This is a genomic window from Georgenia sp. H159 (assembly GCF_035607575.1).
GTDB lineage: Bacteria > Actinomycetota > Actinomycetes > Actinomycetales > Actinomycetaceae > Oceanitalea.
Genome location: NZ_JAYDZY010000003.1, coordinates 112,745 through 128,020, shown reverse-complemented (window position 1 = coordinate 128,020; position 15,276 = coordinate 112,745). Strand labels below are relative to the sequence as shown.

General features: G+C 73.2%; 10 protein-coding genes. 3 read left to right on the top strand and 7 right to left on the bottom strand.

Annotation, left to right across the window (positions count from 1 at the left end; translation table 11 throughout):
• Positions 1-36: 36 nt before the first annotated feature.
• Both metE and VR894_RS05145 read right to left on the bottom strand, forming a co-directional pair.
• Positions 37-2,448 carry a 5-methyltetrahydropteroyltriglutamate--homocysteine S-methyltransferase gene (gene metE, locus VR894_RS05150; protein WP_324650277.1) on the bottom strand — a complete coding sequence of 804 codons (2,412 nt, stop codon included), beginning with the start codon at positions 2,446-2,448 and terminating at the stop codon, positions 37-39.
• Positions 2,445-3,362, bottom strand: coding sequence for a methylenetetrahydrofolate reductase (locus VR894_RS05145; RefSeq protein ID WP_324650276.1), 918 nt, complete (start codon positions 3,360-3,362; stop codon positions 2,445-2,447). The genes metE and VR894_RS05145 overlap by 4 nt, the downstream gene beginning before the upstream one ends.
• Positions 3,363-3,577: 215 nt before the next feature.
• Here VR894_RS05145 and VR894_RS05140 point away from each other — a divergent pair, with 215 nt between their 5' ends.
• Positions 3,578-4,126 carry a hypothetical protein gene (locus VR894_RS05140; protein ID WP_324650275.1) on the top strand — a complete coding sequence of 183 codons (549 nt, stop codon included), beginning with the start codon at positions 3,578-3,580 and terminating at the stop codon, positions 4,124-4,126.
• Positions 4,127-4,183: 57 nt separating this feature from the next.
• Here the strand turns inward: VR894_RS05140 and VR894_RS05135 are convergent, their stop codons facing one another.
• Positions 4,184-5,182, bottom strand: coding sequence for an endonuclease/exonuclease/phosphatase family protein (locus VR894_RS05135; RefSeq protein WP_324650274.1), 999 nt, complete (start codon positions 5,180-5,182; stop codon positions 4,184-4,186).
• Between the two features lie 170 nt (positions 5,183-5,352).
• On the opposite strand from VR894_RS05135, the gene hrpA reads away from it, so the two are divergent.
• Positions 5,353-9,621 (top strand): ATP-dependent RNA helicase HrpA, encoded by a 4,269-nt coding sequence (hrpA, locus tag VR894_RS05130; RefSeq protein ID WP_416380813.1) that lies wholly within the window; start codon positions 5,353-5,355, stop codon positions 9,619-9,621.
• A gap of 25 nt (positions 9,622-9,646) precedes the next feature.
• On the opposite strand, the gene VR894_RS05125 is transcribed toward hrpA, so the two are convergent.
• A complete protein-coding gene (locus tag VR894_RS05125; protein ID WP_324650273.1) occupies positions 9,647-9,883 on the bottom strand; it encodes a hypothetical protein in 237 nt (78 codons plus the stop codon).
• Here VR894_RS05125 and VR894_RS05120 point away from each other — a divergent pair.
• Positions 9,882-10,625: an FAD-binding protein gene (locus VR894_RS05120; RefSeq protein ID WP_324650272.1), complete on the top strand. Its 744-nt coding sequence runs from the start codon at positions 9,882-9,884 to the stop codon at positions 10,623-10,625. The two genes, VR894_RS05125 and VR894_RS05120, sit on opposite strands and share 2 nt — an antisense overlap.
• A gap of 152 nt (positions 10,626-10,777) precedes the next feature.
• On the opposite strand, the gene VR894_RS05115 is transcribed toward VR894_RS05120, so the two are convergent.
• The 3 genes from VR894_RS05115 to VR894_RS05105 are packed head-to-tail and all read right to left on the bottom strand — an operon-like array spanning position 10,778 to position 15,246.
• Positions 10,778-11,899, bottom strand: coding sequence for an NAD(P)-binding domain-containing protein (locus VR894_RS05115; RefSeq protein ID WP_324650271.1), 1,122 nt, complete (start codon positions 11,897-11,899; stop codon positions 10,778-10,780).
• Positions 11,900-11,956: 57 nt separating this feature from the next.
• The gene (locus VR894_RS05110; RefSeq protein WP_324650270.1) at positions 11,957-13,972 is read right to left on the bottom strand and encodes a CocE/NonD family hydrolase; all 2,016 of its coding nucleotides are present in this window, start codon (positions 13,970-13,972) and stop codon (positions 11,957-11,959) included.
• On the bottom strand, positions 13,972-15,246 hold the full coding sequence (locus VR894_RS05105; protein WP_324650269.1) for an ATP-grasp domain-containing protein: 1,275 nt from the start codon (positions 15,244-15,246) through the stop codon (positions 13,972-13,974). The genes VR894_RS05110 and VR894_RS05105 overlap by 1 nt, the downstream gene beginning before the upstream one ends.
• Positions 15,247-15,276 lie beyond the last annotated feature (30 nt).

Sequence of the window (15,276 nt, the reverse complement as noted above, 5' to 3'; positions counted from 1 at the left end):
GAACCCCCGGGAAACTCCGCCGAGAGCGGAGTTGTTTCAGGCTTCGGTCGACGTGGTCAGGCGGTCGCGGACCTGGCGGGCCGCGGCGACGAGGTGGCGCAGCGAGGGCTCGACCTCCTCGTAGCCGCGGGTCTTCAGACCACAGTCGGGGTTGACCCACAGCAGCCCGGACGGCACCGACTCCGCGGCGAGCGCGACGAGCTCGGCGATCTCCTCCTCGCCGGGCACGCGCGGTGAGTGGATGTCGTAGACGCCGGGGCCCACCCCGCGGGCGAAGCCGGCGGCCTGGAGCTCGGGCAGCACCTCCATCCGCGAGCGCGCGGCCTCGATGCTCGTGACGTCCGCGTCCAGCGCGTCGATCGCGCCAATGACCTCACCGAACTCCGAGTAGCACAGGTGGGTGTGCACCTGGGTGCGCGGCGCGGCGACCGACGTCGCGAGCCGGAACGCGCCCACCGACCACTCGAGGTAGGCAGCGTGGTCCTCCGACCGCAGCGGCAGGAGCTCACGCAGGGCGGGCTCGTCGACCTGGATGACGCCGATACCGGCGGACTCGAGGTCGGCGACCTCGTCCCGCAGGGCGAGCGCCACCTGAGCGGCGGTGTCCGCGAGGGGCTGGTCGTCGCGGACGAAGGACCACGCGAGGATCGTCACCGGCCCGGTGAGCATCCCCTTGACCGGCTTGTCGGTCAGCGAGGCCGCATAGCTCGACCACTCGACGGTGATCGGCGCCGGCCGCGCGACGTCGCCCCACAGGATCGAGGGCCGCGTGCACCGCGTGCCGTAGGACTGCACCCAGCCGCGCTCGGTCACCGCGAAGCCCTCGAGGTGCTCGGCGAAGTACTGGACCATGTCGTTGCGCTCGGGCTCGCCGTGGACGAGGACGTCCAGGCCGAGCTCCTCCTGCAGCCCGACGACGCGCGCGATCTCCTCGCGCATCGCCGCGGTGTACTCCGCGGTGCTCAGCTCGCCCCTGCCGTGGCGCGACCGCGCCCTGCGGATCTCGACGGTCTGCGGGAAGGAGCCGATCGTCGTCGTCGGCAGGGGCGGCAGGTCGAGGACAGCCGCCTGGGCGGAGGCCCGCTCGGCGAAGTCCGCACGCCGGTAGTCCGCCTCACCGAGCGCCGCCACCCGCTCACGCACCTCCGCACGCCGGACCCCGGGGTGCTCGAGCCGGCTGCGGCGCCGGTCGGCCGCCGTCAGGAACGCCCCCTCGGCGGCGTCCCGTCCCTCGATGAGCGCAGTCGCGAGCGCGATGACCTCCTCGACCTTCTGGTCGGCGAAGGCCAGCCACGCGCGCAGCTGCGGGTCGAGCGACGTCTCGGCCCCGACGTCGTAGGGGACGTGCTGGAGGGAGGTCGACGTGGTGACGGACAGCGTGCCCTCTCGTCCCGCTCCCGGCCGCAGGCCGGCCTCGAGCTCCTGCAGCCGGGTGAGGGCGGCGTCGAGGTCGGTGCGCCAGACGTTGCGCCCGTCGACGGCCCCGGCGACGACGGCGGTGTCGCCCAGCTCCCCCAACACCTCACCGGACGGCACGCCGCCCCGGACCAGGTCGATGCCCACGGCCTCCACCCCGGCGCGCGCGAGCACCGGCAGCGCGTCCTCCGCCGGTCCGTAGGCGACGGGCACGAAGAGCGCCGGACGCTCCGGACGGCTCGTCTCCGTGGCGAGCGCCGCGTACGCCCGCTCGACGGCGGCCAGCACCCGATCGCGGTCGACGCCCCAGTCGACGGCGAGCGCCGGCTCCTCGACCTGCACCCACGGCGCACCTGCCTGCCCGAGCGAGCGGAGCAGCTCGACGTAGACCGGCAGGACGTCGTCGAGGCGGTCCAGCGGGGTGAAACCCTCCGGCGGGGCAGCCGTCGGCGCGGCTCCGTCACCCTCGGTCTCCTCGACGCCGACGGCCTTGCTCAGCAGCAGGAAGGTCACCGGCCCGACGACGACGGGACGGGTCGTCACGCCCTCGGCCGCCGCCTCGAGGAAGAGCCGCACCACACGGTCGTCACTCAGGCGGAACGCGGTCTGCGGGCTGATCTCGGGGACGAGATAGTGGTAGTTCGTGTCGAACCACTTCGTCATCTCCAGCGGCGGCCGCTCCTCCGACCCCCGCGCCAGGGTGAAGTAGCCGGGCAGGTCGAGGGCGCCGTCGTCATCCAGGAGGTGGGCGAACCGTGGCGGGACGGCACCGAGCGTGACCGCGATGTCGAGGACCTGGTCGTAGTAGGAGAAGTCGCTGGGGATGGACGCGTCGTCGGGCGCCAGACCGAGCTCGACCAGCCGGGACCGCTGGCGACGGCGCAGGTCCGCCGCCTTGGCCTGGAGGTCGTCGAGCTCGCTGCGCCCCGCCCAGAAGGCCTCGATCGCGCGCTTGAGCTCGCGGCCGGGCCCGATGCGCGGGTACCCGAGGATGGTGGCGGCGGGCAGCGTGGGCGTGGTGCGGTCGGTCATCGCGGAGTCCTCGTGGTCGTGGCGGTCAGCGGCCGGCGGAGGCGCTCGACGACGTCGAGGGCCGGCCGGTGCTGGTTGAAGGTGTACAGGTGGAGACCGGGGGCGCCCGCGGCGACGACGCCCTCGACGAGCTCGACGGTGGCGTCGATCCCCACCCGGTGCCGCTCCTCGTCATCGGCTGCGTCGGCGAGGCGGGCGAGCAGGTCGGTGGGGACCGGGACGCCGGTGAGCTCGGCGAGGCGGGTGAGCCGGCGCGGGTCCGTCATCGGGATGACGCCCGCGACCAGGGGCAGGTACACGCCCGCCGACCGCGCGTCCTCGACGAGGCCCGCGTAGGCGGCGGTGTCGTAGAAGACCTGGGTGACGGCGAAGTCGGCGCCGGCGGCCTGCTTCTCGAGCAGGGCGGCGACGTCCTGGGCGCGGGTGTGGCTGGAGCCGGCCGGGTAGGCGGCGACCGCGACGCTCAGCGCACCCGTGGCACCGAAGCGCGCCCGCTCGACGTCGCGGATGAGTGCGACCAGCTCGCTCGACCCGTTGAGGCCACCGGGGTGCGGCACCCACCCGCTCTGCCCCGCGGGTGCGTCGCCCCGCAGCGCCAGGAAGTCGCGCACACCGTCGTCGACGAGCTCGCCCACGACGCGTCCGAGCTCCTCCCGGGTGGCACCCACGCAGGTGAGGTGGGCGATCGGGGGCACCGAGGTCTCCGCGAGGATCCGGCGCACCACGTCCCGCGACGCGTCCCGGGAGGACCCCGAGGCACCGTAGGTGACCGAGAAGAAGTCCGGCCCGGCGGCGGCCAGGCGCTCGACCGTCTCCCACGCCGCCGCCGCACGGGCGGGCGTGCGCGGCGGGTAGAGCTCGAAGGAGACGGTCGGTCGTCCAGACGGCACGGTCACGAGGCTAGCGGTGCTCATCAACTCTCTCCCATCGGACCTGGCGGAAGCACCCGCACCCGAGGACCGGGGGGTTGCTGCGGCGTCGGGGAGCCAGGACTCTCGACCGCTCTGGATGGTGTGGTGATCGTGGCGAGCCGTCGGCCTGCTGGACAAGCACCGTCCATCTGCCGAGACCTCCCGCGTTCCCCGCCCACGCGGTGAGACGTCGACGCACCGGGCGTACCGTGGGACGCATGGCAACCAGGCGCCACGACGAGCAGATCGGGTCCGAGACGACCACCCTGCGGACCGGCCGCACCCGCGAGCAGTGGCACGAGCTGCTCGACGCCGCCGGGGCGGCCCGGTGGCCCCACAAGCGCATCGCCGAGTGGCTCGTCACCGAGCACGACGTCGACGGCTGGTCGGCGCAGAGCCTCACGGTCGGCTACGAGCAGGCCCGCGGGATGCGGCTGCCGGGGCAGCGCCCCGACGGCACCTTCGAGGCCAACGCCTCGAAGACGGTCGCCCGGGGGGCCGACGACGTCTTCACACACCTTCTCGACGACGCCCGCAGGGCCGCCTGGGCCGGCCCCGGCTGGCGGGTCGCCAGCGCGACCGCTCCCAAGCGGGCACGGCTCGAGCACGACGACGGGTCACGGGTCCACGTCGAGGTCACGACGGTGTCGGCCGGCAAGGTCCGCGTCTCCGTCCAGCACGTCCGACTGCCCGACCCGGACGCCGTCGCGAGGTGGAAGGCCCACTGGCAGGAGGCGCTCGGCATGCTGGCCGACGCGACCGGCTGAGCGGGGCGCCGCGGCAGTCGTCGGCGGCGAGGCGGTCCGGGCGTCGACCGCGGGCGGTCAGGAGGCGGGCGAGATCTGCGCGACCACCGCGCGGTGGTCGCTCTCACCGACGTCCAGCACGCTGGCGGCGTCCACGACGTAGCGCTCGCCGTCGAGCAGGACGTGGTCGATCTGCGCCCCGATCAGCCGCGGCATGTGCGCCGGCCACGTCGCCACCCCACCGACGCCTGCCTCGGTGGCCGCGTCGACGCACACGCCGATGTCGCGCATGGGGGCGTGGTCCAGCGTGGCGTTGAAGTCGCCGGCGACGATGAGGTCCGACTCCGTGCGGCAGGGGTCGGTGGCGGCGTCGAGGTCCGCGCGCCACCGGTCCATCGCCGGCCCCGGCGCGTGCGGGCTCCTCGGGTGCACCGAGAGGAACGCCGGGCCCTCGCCGGAGACCGGCTCCGCGCGCACGGCGCCGTGCGCCGTCTCCGGTGCCTGCGCCTGCGCGTACTCACCGACCCCGGCGCTGATGAGGAGCGCCGTCGAGCTCGCGTCCCAGGGTCCCGTCGCCTCGACGAACACCTGGAACTGCGTCCCGGACCGCTCGGTCAGCACCGTGGCGACGGCTCGCGCGCTCGACTCCGACGTCTCCGCCAGGGCCAGCACGTCGGCCCCGACATCCACGGCCGCAGCGGTGACCTGCTCGACGCTCGCCCCTCCACCGAGGGTGTTGAGCGTCAGCACGGTGACCGCACCGTCGCGCGCCGCGGGAAGCGGGTCGTCACCGAGCCCGCGGTCGTACAGCACCCACGCGTGCCCGAGGCCGACCGCGAGCATCACCACCGACAGGAGCGTCACGCGCGGCCACCGGCGCCCCACGAGTGCGGCGACGAGGATCGGGAGGAGCACCACGGCTCCGCCGACGACGAACCCGGCCACGAGGTAGGGCCGCATCGCGATGGCCTGGGCCACCGGCGTCACGGTCGACAGCCCGAGCCGGGCGGGGTCGAGGGTAGCGACCGCCGCAGCAGCGAGCGCGAGGGTGAGCACCCAGCCGAGGAGCTTGAACACCGGGACATTGTGGCTCAGGTGGATGACGTCCGAGGCTCCCGTGCCAGGCCGTCACACACTGCGCACAAGGCCCGCCCACCTCCTGCAGGTCTCCCGGGCCGGGGTCGCTCGGTCCACCACGAGGAAACCGAGGTGCCCCGGCGGGCGGGCATCGGAGAGAATGGTCGATCGTGAGTGAGGAGCGGGGCGCCAGGGAGCGCACAGGCGGGGGTGGTGGCGACCGTCAGCGGTCGGCCGGCACCCGCCGTCGTGGCCGTCGGCGGCCCGATACGCGTCACCCGCAGGAGCACCGCGGCTACTCCCCCGAGCAGCTGGCGACCCGGCGCGCCGCTGTCCCGACGATCGCCTACCCCGAGGAGCTGCCGGTCTCGGCACGCCGGGAGGAGATCGCCGCGGCGATCCGGGACAACCAGGTCGTCATCGTCTCCGGTGAGACCGGGTCGGGGAAGACCACCCAGCTGCCGAAGATCTGCCTCGAGCTGGGCCGCGGCGTCGACGGGATGATCGGCCACACCCAGCCGCGCCGGATCGCCGCCAGGACGGTCGCGGAGCGCATCGCCGAGGAGCTCGACGTCCAGCTCGGTGGCGCGGTCGGCTACCAGGTGCGCTTCACCGACGAGGTCGGCCCCACCACCCTCGTGAAGCTGATGACCGACGGCATCCTGCTCGCGGAGATCCAGCGCGACCCGATGCTGCGGCGCTACGACACGATCATCGTCGACGAGGCCCACGAGCGGTCCCTCAACATCGACTTCATCCTCGGCTACCTCGCCCGACTCCTCCCCCGCCGCCCGGACCTCAAGGTGGTCATCACCTCCGCAACCATCGACTCCGCACGCTTCGCGGCCCACTTCGGCCGCGAGGAGCATGGCGAGCGGGTCCCGGCCCCCGTCGTCGAGGTCTCCGGGCGGACCTACCCAGTCGAGGTCCGGTACCGGCCGCTCGTGGCCGACACGGACAGCGAGGACGAGCAGCCCACCGAGGAGCTGGACCAGCCCACCGCGATCTGCCGCGCCGTCGACGAGCTCATGGCCGAGGGGCCGGGCGACGTCCTCGTCTTCCTCTCGGGCGAGCGGGAGATCCGCGACACCGACGTCGCGCTCGCCGAGCACCTCGGCCCCCGGTACGCCGGCCGGGCGGCGCCGGGCCAGCCCGGCGTCGTCGAGGTCGTCCCGCTCTACTCCCGGCTCTCGGCTGCCGAGCAGCACCGCGTCTTCGAGCCGCACCGCCACCGGCGGGTGGTGCTGGCGACGAACGTCGCGGAGACGTCGCTGACGGTGCCGGGGATCCGCTACGTCGTGGACCCCGGCACGGCACGCATCTCGCGCTACTCCAACCGCACCAAGGTCCAGCGGCTGCCCATCGAGCCGATCGCCCAGGCGAGCGCGAACCAGCGCTCGGGGCGCTGCGGGCGCGTTGCCGACGGCATCGCTATCCGCCTCTACTCGCGCGCGGACTACGAGTCACGCCCGGAGTTCACCGAGCCGGAGATCCTGCGCACGTCCCTCGCCTCGGTCATCCTGCAGATGGCGGCGCTCGGGCTCGGTGACGTCGAGAACTTCCCGTTCGTCGACCAGCCCGACACCCGGGCCGTGCGCGACGGCGTCCAGCTCCTCACCGAGATCGGCGCGCTCGAGGACGACGACGGTGGTGGCCGGGCGGGCCGGTACCGGCTCACCGAGGTCGGGCGGCGGCTGGCGCGCCTGCCCATCGACCCGCGGCTGGGCCGGATGCTGCTCGAGGCGCAGACCAACGGCTGTGCCGCCGAGGTCATGGTCATCGTCGCCGCGCTGTCGGTGCAGGACGTGCGCGAGCGTCCCACCGAGCACCAGCAGGCGGCCGACGCCAAGCACCGACGCTTCACCGACCCGACCTCGGACTTCCTCGCCTACCTCAACCTGTGGCGCTACCTGCGCACCCAGCAGCGCGACCTGTCCGGCTCGGCCTTCCGCAGGCTGTGCCGCGCGGAGTACCTCAACTACCTGCGCGTGCGGGAGTGGCAGGACGTCGTCGCCCAGCTGCGCCAGCTGGCCAAGCCGCTGGGGCTGACGATGCGACCGCTGGCCCTGCCGCACCGCGAGGAGGTCGGGGAGGACCCGGCGGCGGCAGCCGTCGCCGTCGGGCGCTCGTCGGACGCCGCGAGCGCCGACGCGATCCACCAGTCGCTGCTCGTGGGGCTGCTCTCGAACCTCGGGACCTACGACGAGCGGCGCCGCGACTACACGGGTGCGCGCGGCACCCGGTTCGTCATCTGGCCCGGATCGGGGCTGTCCAAGAGGACCTACGACTGGGTCATGGCCGCGGAGCTGGTCGAGACCTCGCGACTGTTCGCGCGGACGGTCGCCAGGATCCAGCCCTCCTGGGTCGAGCCGGCGGCCGCGCACCTCGTGAAGAAGGTCTACTCCGAGCCGTACTGGTCCAGCCGGCAGGGCGCGGCGATGGTCCACGAGAAGGTGCTGCTCTACGGGATGACCCTGGTCGCGGACCGGACGGTGCCACTGGCCCGCGTCGGCACGGCCGAGGCACGGGCGCTCGCGCGGGAGATGTTCATCCGCCAGGCGCTCGTCGAGGGCGAGTGGCGCACGCACCACGCGTTCTTCGCGCGCAACCGGGAGCTGCTCGCCGAGGCGGAGGAGCTGGAGAACCGCACCCGCCGCCGCGACCTCGTCATCGACGAGAACGGGCTGTTCGACTTCTACGACGAGCGCGTCCCCGAGGACGTCGTCAGCGCCCGGCACTTCGACTCGTGGTGGAAGAAGCAGCGCCACGCCGACCCGGACCACCTCACCTTCACGCGCGAGCTGCTCTTCGGCGGGGAGCCGGACGTCTCCTCCGCCGATTTCCCCGACACGTGGAAGCAGGGCGACCTCACCCTCCCGCTCACCTACCAGTTCGAGCCGGGGACGGCCGCCGACGGCGTCACCGTCCACGTCCCGATCAGCGTGCTGGGGAGGCTGCGCCCCGAGGGCTTCGACTGGCTGGTGCCGGGGCTGCTGCCCGAGCTCGCCGTCGCGACCATCCGCTCGCTGCCGAAGAAGGTGCGGGTCCAGCTCGTGCCGGCACCCGACGTCGCCCGCGAGGTGCTCGCGCTGCTGCCCGCATGGTCGGAGGTCGCGCCGGCGCCCTTCGGCGCTCCCTCGTTCCGCGAGGCCTTCACCTCGGCCGTCGCGATGGCGAAGGACGTGGAGGTCCCCGCGGACGCCTGGGACGAGGAGAGGCTGCCCTCGCACCTGCGGATCACCTTCCGGGTGGTCGACGACAAGGGCAAGGTCCTCGGCGAGAGCACCTCGCTCGCCCACCTCCAGCGACGGCTGGCTGCCCAGACGCAGCAGGCCGTGCGCAGCGCCGTCAAGGGCGCCGTCCAGCTGGCGATGGAGGAGGCCCGGCAGCAGGGCGCCGGGCCTGCCACCATGGACGGCTCGTCAGCGGCGGACGGCGGGCGCACCGGCACGGCACCCGGAGACGACGCGACGCCCGGGAGCGGGGACGGCACCCGGACGGCCGGGGCCGGCCGCGCCACCGGGCTGAACGAGGAGCACGGCCTCACCGGGTGGCCCGCCGTCGGGACCATCCCCGCGCAGGTCGAGTCGACCGGGGTGCAGGGGCTGATCGTGCGCGGCTACCCGGCCCTGGTCGAGGTGCGCGGCGAGCGGGGCGCGGCCCCACGGGTGGACCTGCTGGCCCTCGCCGACTCCGGCGAGCAGCGGCGCGCGCACCGGCGCGGGGTGCGCCGCCTGCTCCTGCAGGAGACGGCACTGGCGACCTCCCGGGTGACCACCCGCTGGACCGGGCGCGAGGCCCTGACGCTGGCCGCGAGCCCCTACCCGAACACCGAGGAGCTCGTCGCCGACGTGCAGCTGGCCGCCGTCACCGCGCTCGCCGACGAGTGGGTCACCGCCCGCGGCGGTCGCGAACCGATGGACGCCGCGGAGTACGAGGAGCTGCGCCGTGCCGTGCGCGCCGGCCTCGAGGAGCGCGTCTACCGGGTGATCGGCCAGGTGGTCGCGGCGCTCGAGGCGCAGCGCGAGCTCGAAGCCACCGTCAAGGACGCGACGTCGATGTTCCTGCTCAACACCCTCACCGAGGTCCGCGACCAGGCCGCCCGGCTCGTCTACCCGGGCTTCGTCTCCCACACACCCCCGGAGCGGCTGGTGCACCTGCCTCGGTACCTTCGGGCGGCCCGCCGCCGGATCGAGCGCGCGCAGGACAACGTCCACCAGGACGCCACCAACGCCTGGCGGGTGAACGAGCTGGAGGAGGAGTACGACGCCGCCGCCTCCGCCGCTCGGCACGCGACGTCCGACCCGTCGCGCGCGGCCACCCTGGAGGAGGTCCGCTGGCTGCTCGAGGAGCTGCGGGTGAGCATCTTCGCCCAGCAGCTCGGCACACCGGTCAAGGTGTCCGAGAAGCGCATCCGCAAGCTCCTCGCGAGCGCCTGAGGAGCCAACCGCCGCCCCGGTGGCGTCAGAACCAGGGCGCGGTGACCACCGCGTGCGCCTGCTCGACGTCGAGGCGACGCTGGTCGCCGTCCCGGGCGGTCGCGGCGGCGCCGTAGATCATCCGCAGTGCGAGCGCGACGTCGTCGACCGTGACGCCCGCCGCGACGCGGCCCGCCTGCCGTGCCCGCTCCAGCGGCGGGGCGACGAGCTCGGCGAGCCGGCGGTCGCCGTCGTAGTCCTCGACGGCGCCGCTCGAGCTCATGGACGACGCCTGGTGGGGTGCCTCGATCGAGGCGCTGCCCGGCGGCTCGCCGTCGTTCATCGTCGGTGAGCGGTCGATGCCCTACTCGATCATCGTCGACTCCACCGGCGAGCGGTTCGCCAACGAGTCCGAGTCCTACGTCGACCTCGGGCACCACATGCTCGAGCACGACAAGGACGGCCCGTACTGGCTGGTCACCGACGTCCGACACGCCCGTCGCTACCTGCGCACGTACGCCATGGACCCGCGGGCGAACAAGAAGATGCAGGACGCCGGGGTCATGGTGAAGGCCGACACACTCGAGGAGCTCGCCGCCAAGCTCGGGCTCGACAAGGGCCGCTTCGCCGCGACGGTCAAGCGGTTCAACGGCTTCGCCCGCTCCGGCGTGGACGGGGACTTCGGGCGGGGCAACTCGGCCTACGACCGCTACTACAGCGACCCGACCGTTCGCCCCAACCCCAACCTCGGTCCGATCGAGAAGGGGCCGTTCACGGCCTTCAGGCTCGTCGTCGGTGACCTGGGCACCAAGGGCGGCGTGGTGACCGACGCCGAGGGCCGCGCCCTGCGTGAGGACGGCTCGGTCATCGAGGGGCTCTACTCCGCCGGCAACAACTCCGCCTCGGTCATGGGCCGCACCTACCCGGGACCGGGCTCGACGATCGGCCCGGCCGCCGTCTTCGGCATGCGGGCCGCCCGGCACATGGCCACCGTCGGTGCCCTGACGACGACGGCGGCTCGCTGACCGCTCCGTCGTCGCCGCGCTGGTCGCGGGCGCCGGGGCCGGTGGACGGCAGGACGTGGTGCGCGGACGTCAGGATGACTCGTCTGGTGAGTCACTCTGACGTCCGCCACACGGTCACCCTGGCACCCCGCTCCCGCCGTCCCGGCGGCCGCTCAGCTCCGGGAGAGCAGCGCGTGGATCTCCCGGACGGCGGCGCGGCCGGCACGGTTCGCGCCGACGGTCGACGACGACGGTCCGTAGCCGATGAGGTGGACGCGCGGCTCGGCGGCCACCCGGGTGCCGTCCATGGCGATGCCTCCACCGCGGCCGCGGAGCCTCAGCGGTGCGAGGTGGTCGAGCTGCGCACGGAACCCGGTCGCCCACAGGATGACGTCGGCCCGCTGGACGGTGCCGTCCGACCAGCGCACACCGTCGGGCTCGACCCGCTCGAACATCGGCCTGCGGTCCAGCGCGCCGCGCTCGGCCGCGGCCCGCAGCGCGGGCGTCCACAGCAGCCCGGTCACCGACACGACCGACCGCGGCGGCAGTCCGGCCCGCACCCGCTCCTCGACCATCGCCACCGCCCTGCGCCCCTCCTCCGGGCCGAACGGGCCGTCGCGGAAGACCGGCTGACGGCGGGTGACCCACGTCGTCGTCGTGACCTGGGAGATCTCGTCGAGGAGCTGGACGGCCGAGATCCCACCACCGACGACGACCACGTGCTGGCCGCGGAACTCCTCCGCACCGACGTAGTCGGCGGTGTGCAGGTGACGCCCGAGGAAGGTCTCCCGTCCCGGGTAGTACGGCCAGTGGGGCCGGCCCCACGTCCCCGTGGCGTTGACGACCGCGCCGGCGAGCCAGCTGCCGCGGTCGGTGCGGACGCGCAGGGGACCGTGCGGGTCGTCGTCGACGCGCTCGACGGCGTCCACCCGCACGGGCCGCAGCACGGGGAGCTCGAAGCGTCGCTCGTACTCGGCGAAGTAGCGCGGGAGGGCGGAGTTGGACGGCTCACAGTCGTCCGGCGGCGGCTGCTCCAGTCCGGGCAGGTCGTGGATGCCGTTGACGGTGGCCATCCGCAGCGAGTCCCACCGGTGACGCCACGCACCGCCCGGTCCGTGCTCGGAGTCGAGCACGACGAAGCCGCCTCCGTCCTCCTCGAGCGCGGCGCGGTAGCCGCGGCGCCGAAGGTGGTAGGCGGCCGACAGTCCCGCCTGCCCGGCCCCGATGACGACGACGTCCGCGGTGCGCTCACCGCGTGCCGACGCACGGGGCACGGCTGTCGTCACGGTGGTCATGTGCGGGTCAACGCGTCCACGCGCACGTTCCTTCCGTGACGTGGGCGACGTCCTGGGTCAGAGGTAGTCGCGGGGGATCGTCGTCGTCCAGCTCTTCGCGAGGACGCGCTCCTCCCCCTCGAAGGCGTCGAGCTGGGCGTGGAGGTGGAAGGCCGTCGGACTGGAGGTGAGCACCGTCCGCGTGGTCGTGCTGACCTGCCAGGCACCCCGGGCGAAGCCCATGGTCCACTCGGTCTCCCCGCGTACCGAGGTGACGTCCGAGCCCCTGAAGCTGTACCGCTCGAACGCCCGGCGCACGACCGAGAGGTCGATGTCCGGGAAACGGACCGTGCCGAGGTCCTTGACCACCTCGAGCGTGCCGGTGAGGTCGACCAGGTTGCGACTCACCCTCCAGTCCTGCGCCCCGGGCTCCAGCCGCACCACCTCGATCGGGTCCGCCCCCTCGGGCTCCTCGAACGAGGGTGCCGGCTCCCCGGGAAGGTAGGGACGGACCGGCAGGACGAGGTGACTGTCAGCGGGGTAGAGGGTCAGCCGCACCGGCTCCGGTGAGGGCCAGACCAGCGGCCAGTACGACGTCGAGACGGACAGCCGCAGCCGGTGCCCGGCCCTGAAGGACTGGGCCATCCCGTTGAGCTGGACCGTCACGGTCTGACGATCCCCCGGCACCAGCGGCCGGGGTCTGTCCGACCCGGCGTGGTGGTTGAGGTTGTACACCCCGTAGCTCACCCGGGTGGCCTGACCGTCAGGAGCGACGTCCGAGAGGCGCACGGCGACCATGGCGACCGGTCTGTCGACGGAGAAGGTGAGCACGGCGTGGGCGGCGCCGAGGACCTCCAGGCTCTCGGGCAGGTAGTCGCTGTCGAACACGAGCGACCCGCCGTCCTCCTCGCGCTGGTCGTAGGGCATGTCGGGCGGCGCGTTGTACGAGCACCACTTGCCCGCGAACTGCCCGACGGACAGCGGTGACTGCACGGTCAGCTCAGGACTCTCCTCGCCCTCCTCCGGCCACGTGATCCGGTTCCGGCCGAGCGGGTAGACCGTCTGCCGGATGCGCGGGCTCGGCCAGGTCGCCTCACCGACCCAGCGCCCGGGGCGGTCCTCGTAGAAGGTCGCGGGATGCACGCTGTCCTGCATCCAGATGGTCAGCGCCGGTCCGTCCATCACGCCGTTGTCGCGCTCGTCCTTCAACCAGTGGTCCCACCACCGCACGACCTCCTGGAGGAACCCGATGGCGGGGCCCGGCTCTCCGAGATGGGGGTACTTGTGACTCCACGGGCCGATGAGGCCGCGCGCCGGAACCTGCAGCCCTCGCAGCAGCCGGAAGACCGCGTTGGAGTAGCCGTCCGCCCAGCCACTGGCGGCGAACACCGGGCACTGGATGGCGGCGTAGTCCTCGATGACCGACCCGTGCCGCCAGTACTCGTCGCGCCGCTGGTGCCGGAGCCACTCCTCGAGCCAGAGCCCGCTGTGCTCGAGCCGGTCGACCCACATCTCGCGCCACCGGTCCCCGACGACGACCGGGTCCGGCGGGCAGGAGTTGTAGGCGAACATCGTCGATGCCCAGGAGAGGTTGTCGCTGAGCAGGCACCCGCCCATGTAGTGGACGTCGTCGGCGTAGCGGTCGTCGGTCGAGCACACCGTGACGATCGCGCCCAGGCTCGGTGGCCGACGGGCCGCCACCTGCAGGGCGTTGAACCCTCCCCAGGAGATACCCATCATCCCGGTGCGGCCGCTGCACCAGGGCTGCGCGGCCATCCAGGCGAGGACCTCCTCGGCGTCCAGCAGCTCTCGCTCGAGGTACTCGTCGGTGAGGACACCCTCCGAGTCGCCGCTGCCCCGCAGGTCCACCCGCAGGCACGCGTAGCCGTGGCCGGCGAGGTAGGGGTGGTGGATGGAGTCCCGCTGGGCGGTGAGGTCGCGCCTGCGGTAGGGGATCATCTCGAGCACCGCGGGGACGGGGCGATCACTCACCGGCCGCCACAGCCGCGCTGCCAGCCGGGTCCCGTCGGAGACGGGGATCCACACGCGGTCGTCCCGCGTGACCTCGTGGGGCAGCGTGGTGCGGGTGCGCATCAGACCGCCCCGTCGTCGACCACGAACTCGAGCCCCTCGACGTACCTGGCGTACTGCTCGCGCAGCTCGTCCTCGTCGCGGCCTCCGGTGTAGATCTGCGCCAGTACGTGGCTGTAGCTGTCCTCGAACCGCTGCTCCGACAGCCGCGCGCCCGGGCTCACGACGACCCGGGCTGTCGTGCCGGGCATCTCACGCTCCAGCGCGGCGACGTCCTCCTGGCTGGGCACCCGGCGCACGACGCCGTCGGTGAAGCGCCGCACGAACCACTTGGCCGCGATGGCGCACCGTCCCTGCCGGTGCGGCATCCGGGGGTCTCGGTCGAGGGCGAGGTCGACCATGCACAGGTGGTTCGCCGCGCCGTCGACGAGCTGGAAGAGCAGGGCGTGCGACTGGGAGTGCCGCGCGTTGATCTCGAGCAGCGCGACGCGACCGGTCTGCGGGTCCCAGAAGTACTCGATGTTGAAGGTGCTGTTCGTCAGCCCCATGTGCGAGATCACCCGGACGGAGAGGTCCGCGACGTGGTCCTGCACGTCCTGCGGCAGGCCCGAGGGGTACTGGTAACGCAGGAAGCTCTGCGTGCCCGGCACGTGCATCGAGTCCACCACCCCGTAGACCTCCACCCGTCCGTGGCGACTGAACCCCTCGACGGTGAGCTGGCGGCCGGTGACCGCCTCCTCGGCGATGAACGCCCGGCCACCGGCGGCGGCGACCTCCGCGGGCAGGTCGACCATCGCCAGGATCTCCTCGAAAGGGCCGCCGATCCGGTCGACGGTGGGCAGGGCCGCGGCGAGGGCACCGGCGAGCGCGACGTCGTCCGTGACGTAGTGGGCACCCTCCGAGGAGGCCGACTTCACCGGTTTGACCCACACCGGGTAGCCGAGGTGCGCCGGGAGAGTGGCGCCCTCGGTGGCGGGGATGAGGCCGAAGGCGGGCACCTCGTCGATGGCCTTCTGCTGCTCCAGCCTGCTCCAGTACTTGTGCTCGCAGCGCACGACCGCCTCGAGGTCCGCCGACGGCAGCCCGTACCGCGCGCACAGGATGGCGACCATCATGGGGACCGGGAAGTCCCAGTAGCCGACGATCGCGTCGACGCTTCCCGGGAAGTCGTCCAGCCGGCGCTGAGCCGCGCCCAGCAGGTCAGGCACCGAGATGGTGCCGCCCTGGAGCTCGTCCTGGGTGAGGAGCTGGTGGAACACACAGTCCTCGGCGCTCGGCAGTGAGCGCAGGCTGAGGTGGTTCAGCTCGTCGAGCCCCATCACGAAGACGTTCTTCATCGCCGCTCCGTCCCGTAGGGCGATGATCCC

What these genes read in the sequence shown, in the direction of transcription:
- VR894_RS05125 (WP_324650273.1), bottom strand. Translation starts at nt 9,883, where the DNA reads ATGAGCTCGAGCGGCGCCGTCGAGGACTACGACGGCGACCGCCGGCTC.
- VR894_RS05140 (WP_324650275.1), top strand. Translation starts at nt 3,578, where the DNA reads ATGGCAACCAGGCGCCACGACGAGCAGATCGGGTCCGAGACGACCACC.
- VR894_RS05110 (WP_324650270.1), bottom strand. Translation starts at nt 13,972, where the DNA reads ATGCGCACCCGCACCACGCTGCCCCACGAGGTCACGCGGGACGACCGC.
- VR894_RS05120 (WP_324650272.1), top strand. Translation starts at nt 9,882, where the DNA reads ATGGACGACGCCTGGTGGGGTGCCTCGATCGAGGCGCTGCCCGGCGGC.
- metE (WP_324650277.1), bottom strand. Translation starts at nt 2,448, where the DNA reads ATGACCGACCGCACCACGCCCACGCTGCCCGCCGCCACCATCCTCGGG.
- VR894_RS05145 (WP_324650276.1), bottom strand. Translation starts at nt 3,362, where the DNA reads ATGAGCACCGCTAGCCTCGTGACCGTGCCGTCTGGACGACCGACCGTC.
- VR894_RS05105 (WP_324650269.1), bottom strand. Translation starts at nt 15,246, where the DNA reads ATGAAGAACGTCTTCGTGATGGGGCTCGACGAGCTGAACCACCTCAGC.
- VR894_RS05115 (WP_324650271.1), bottom strand. Translation starts at nt 11,899, where the DNA reads ATGACCACCGTGACGACAGCCGTGCCCCGTGCGTCGGCACGCGGTGAG.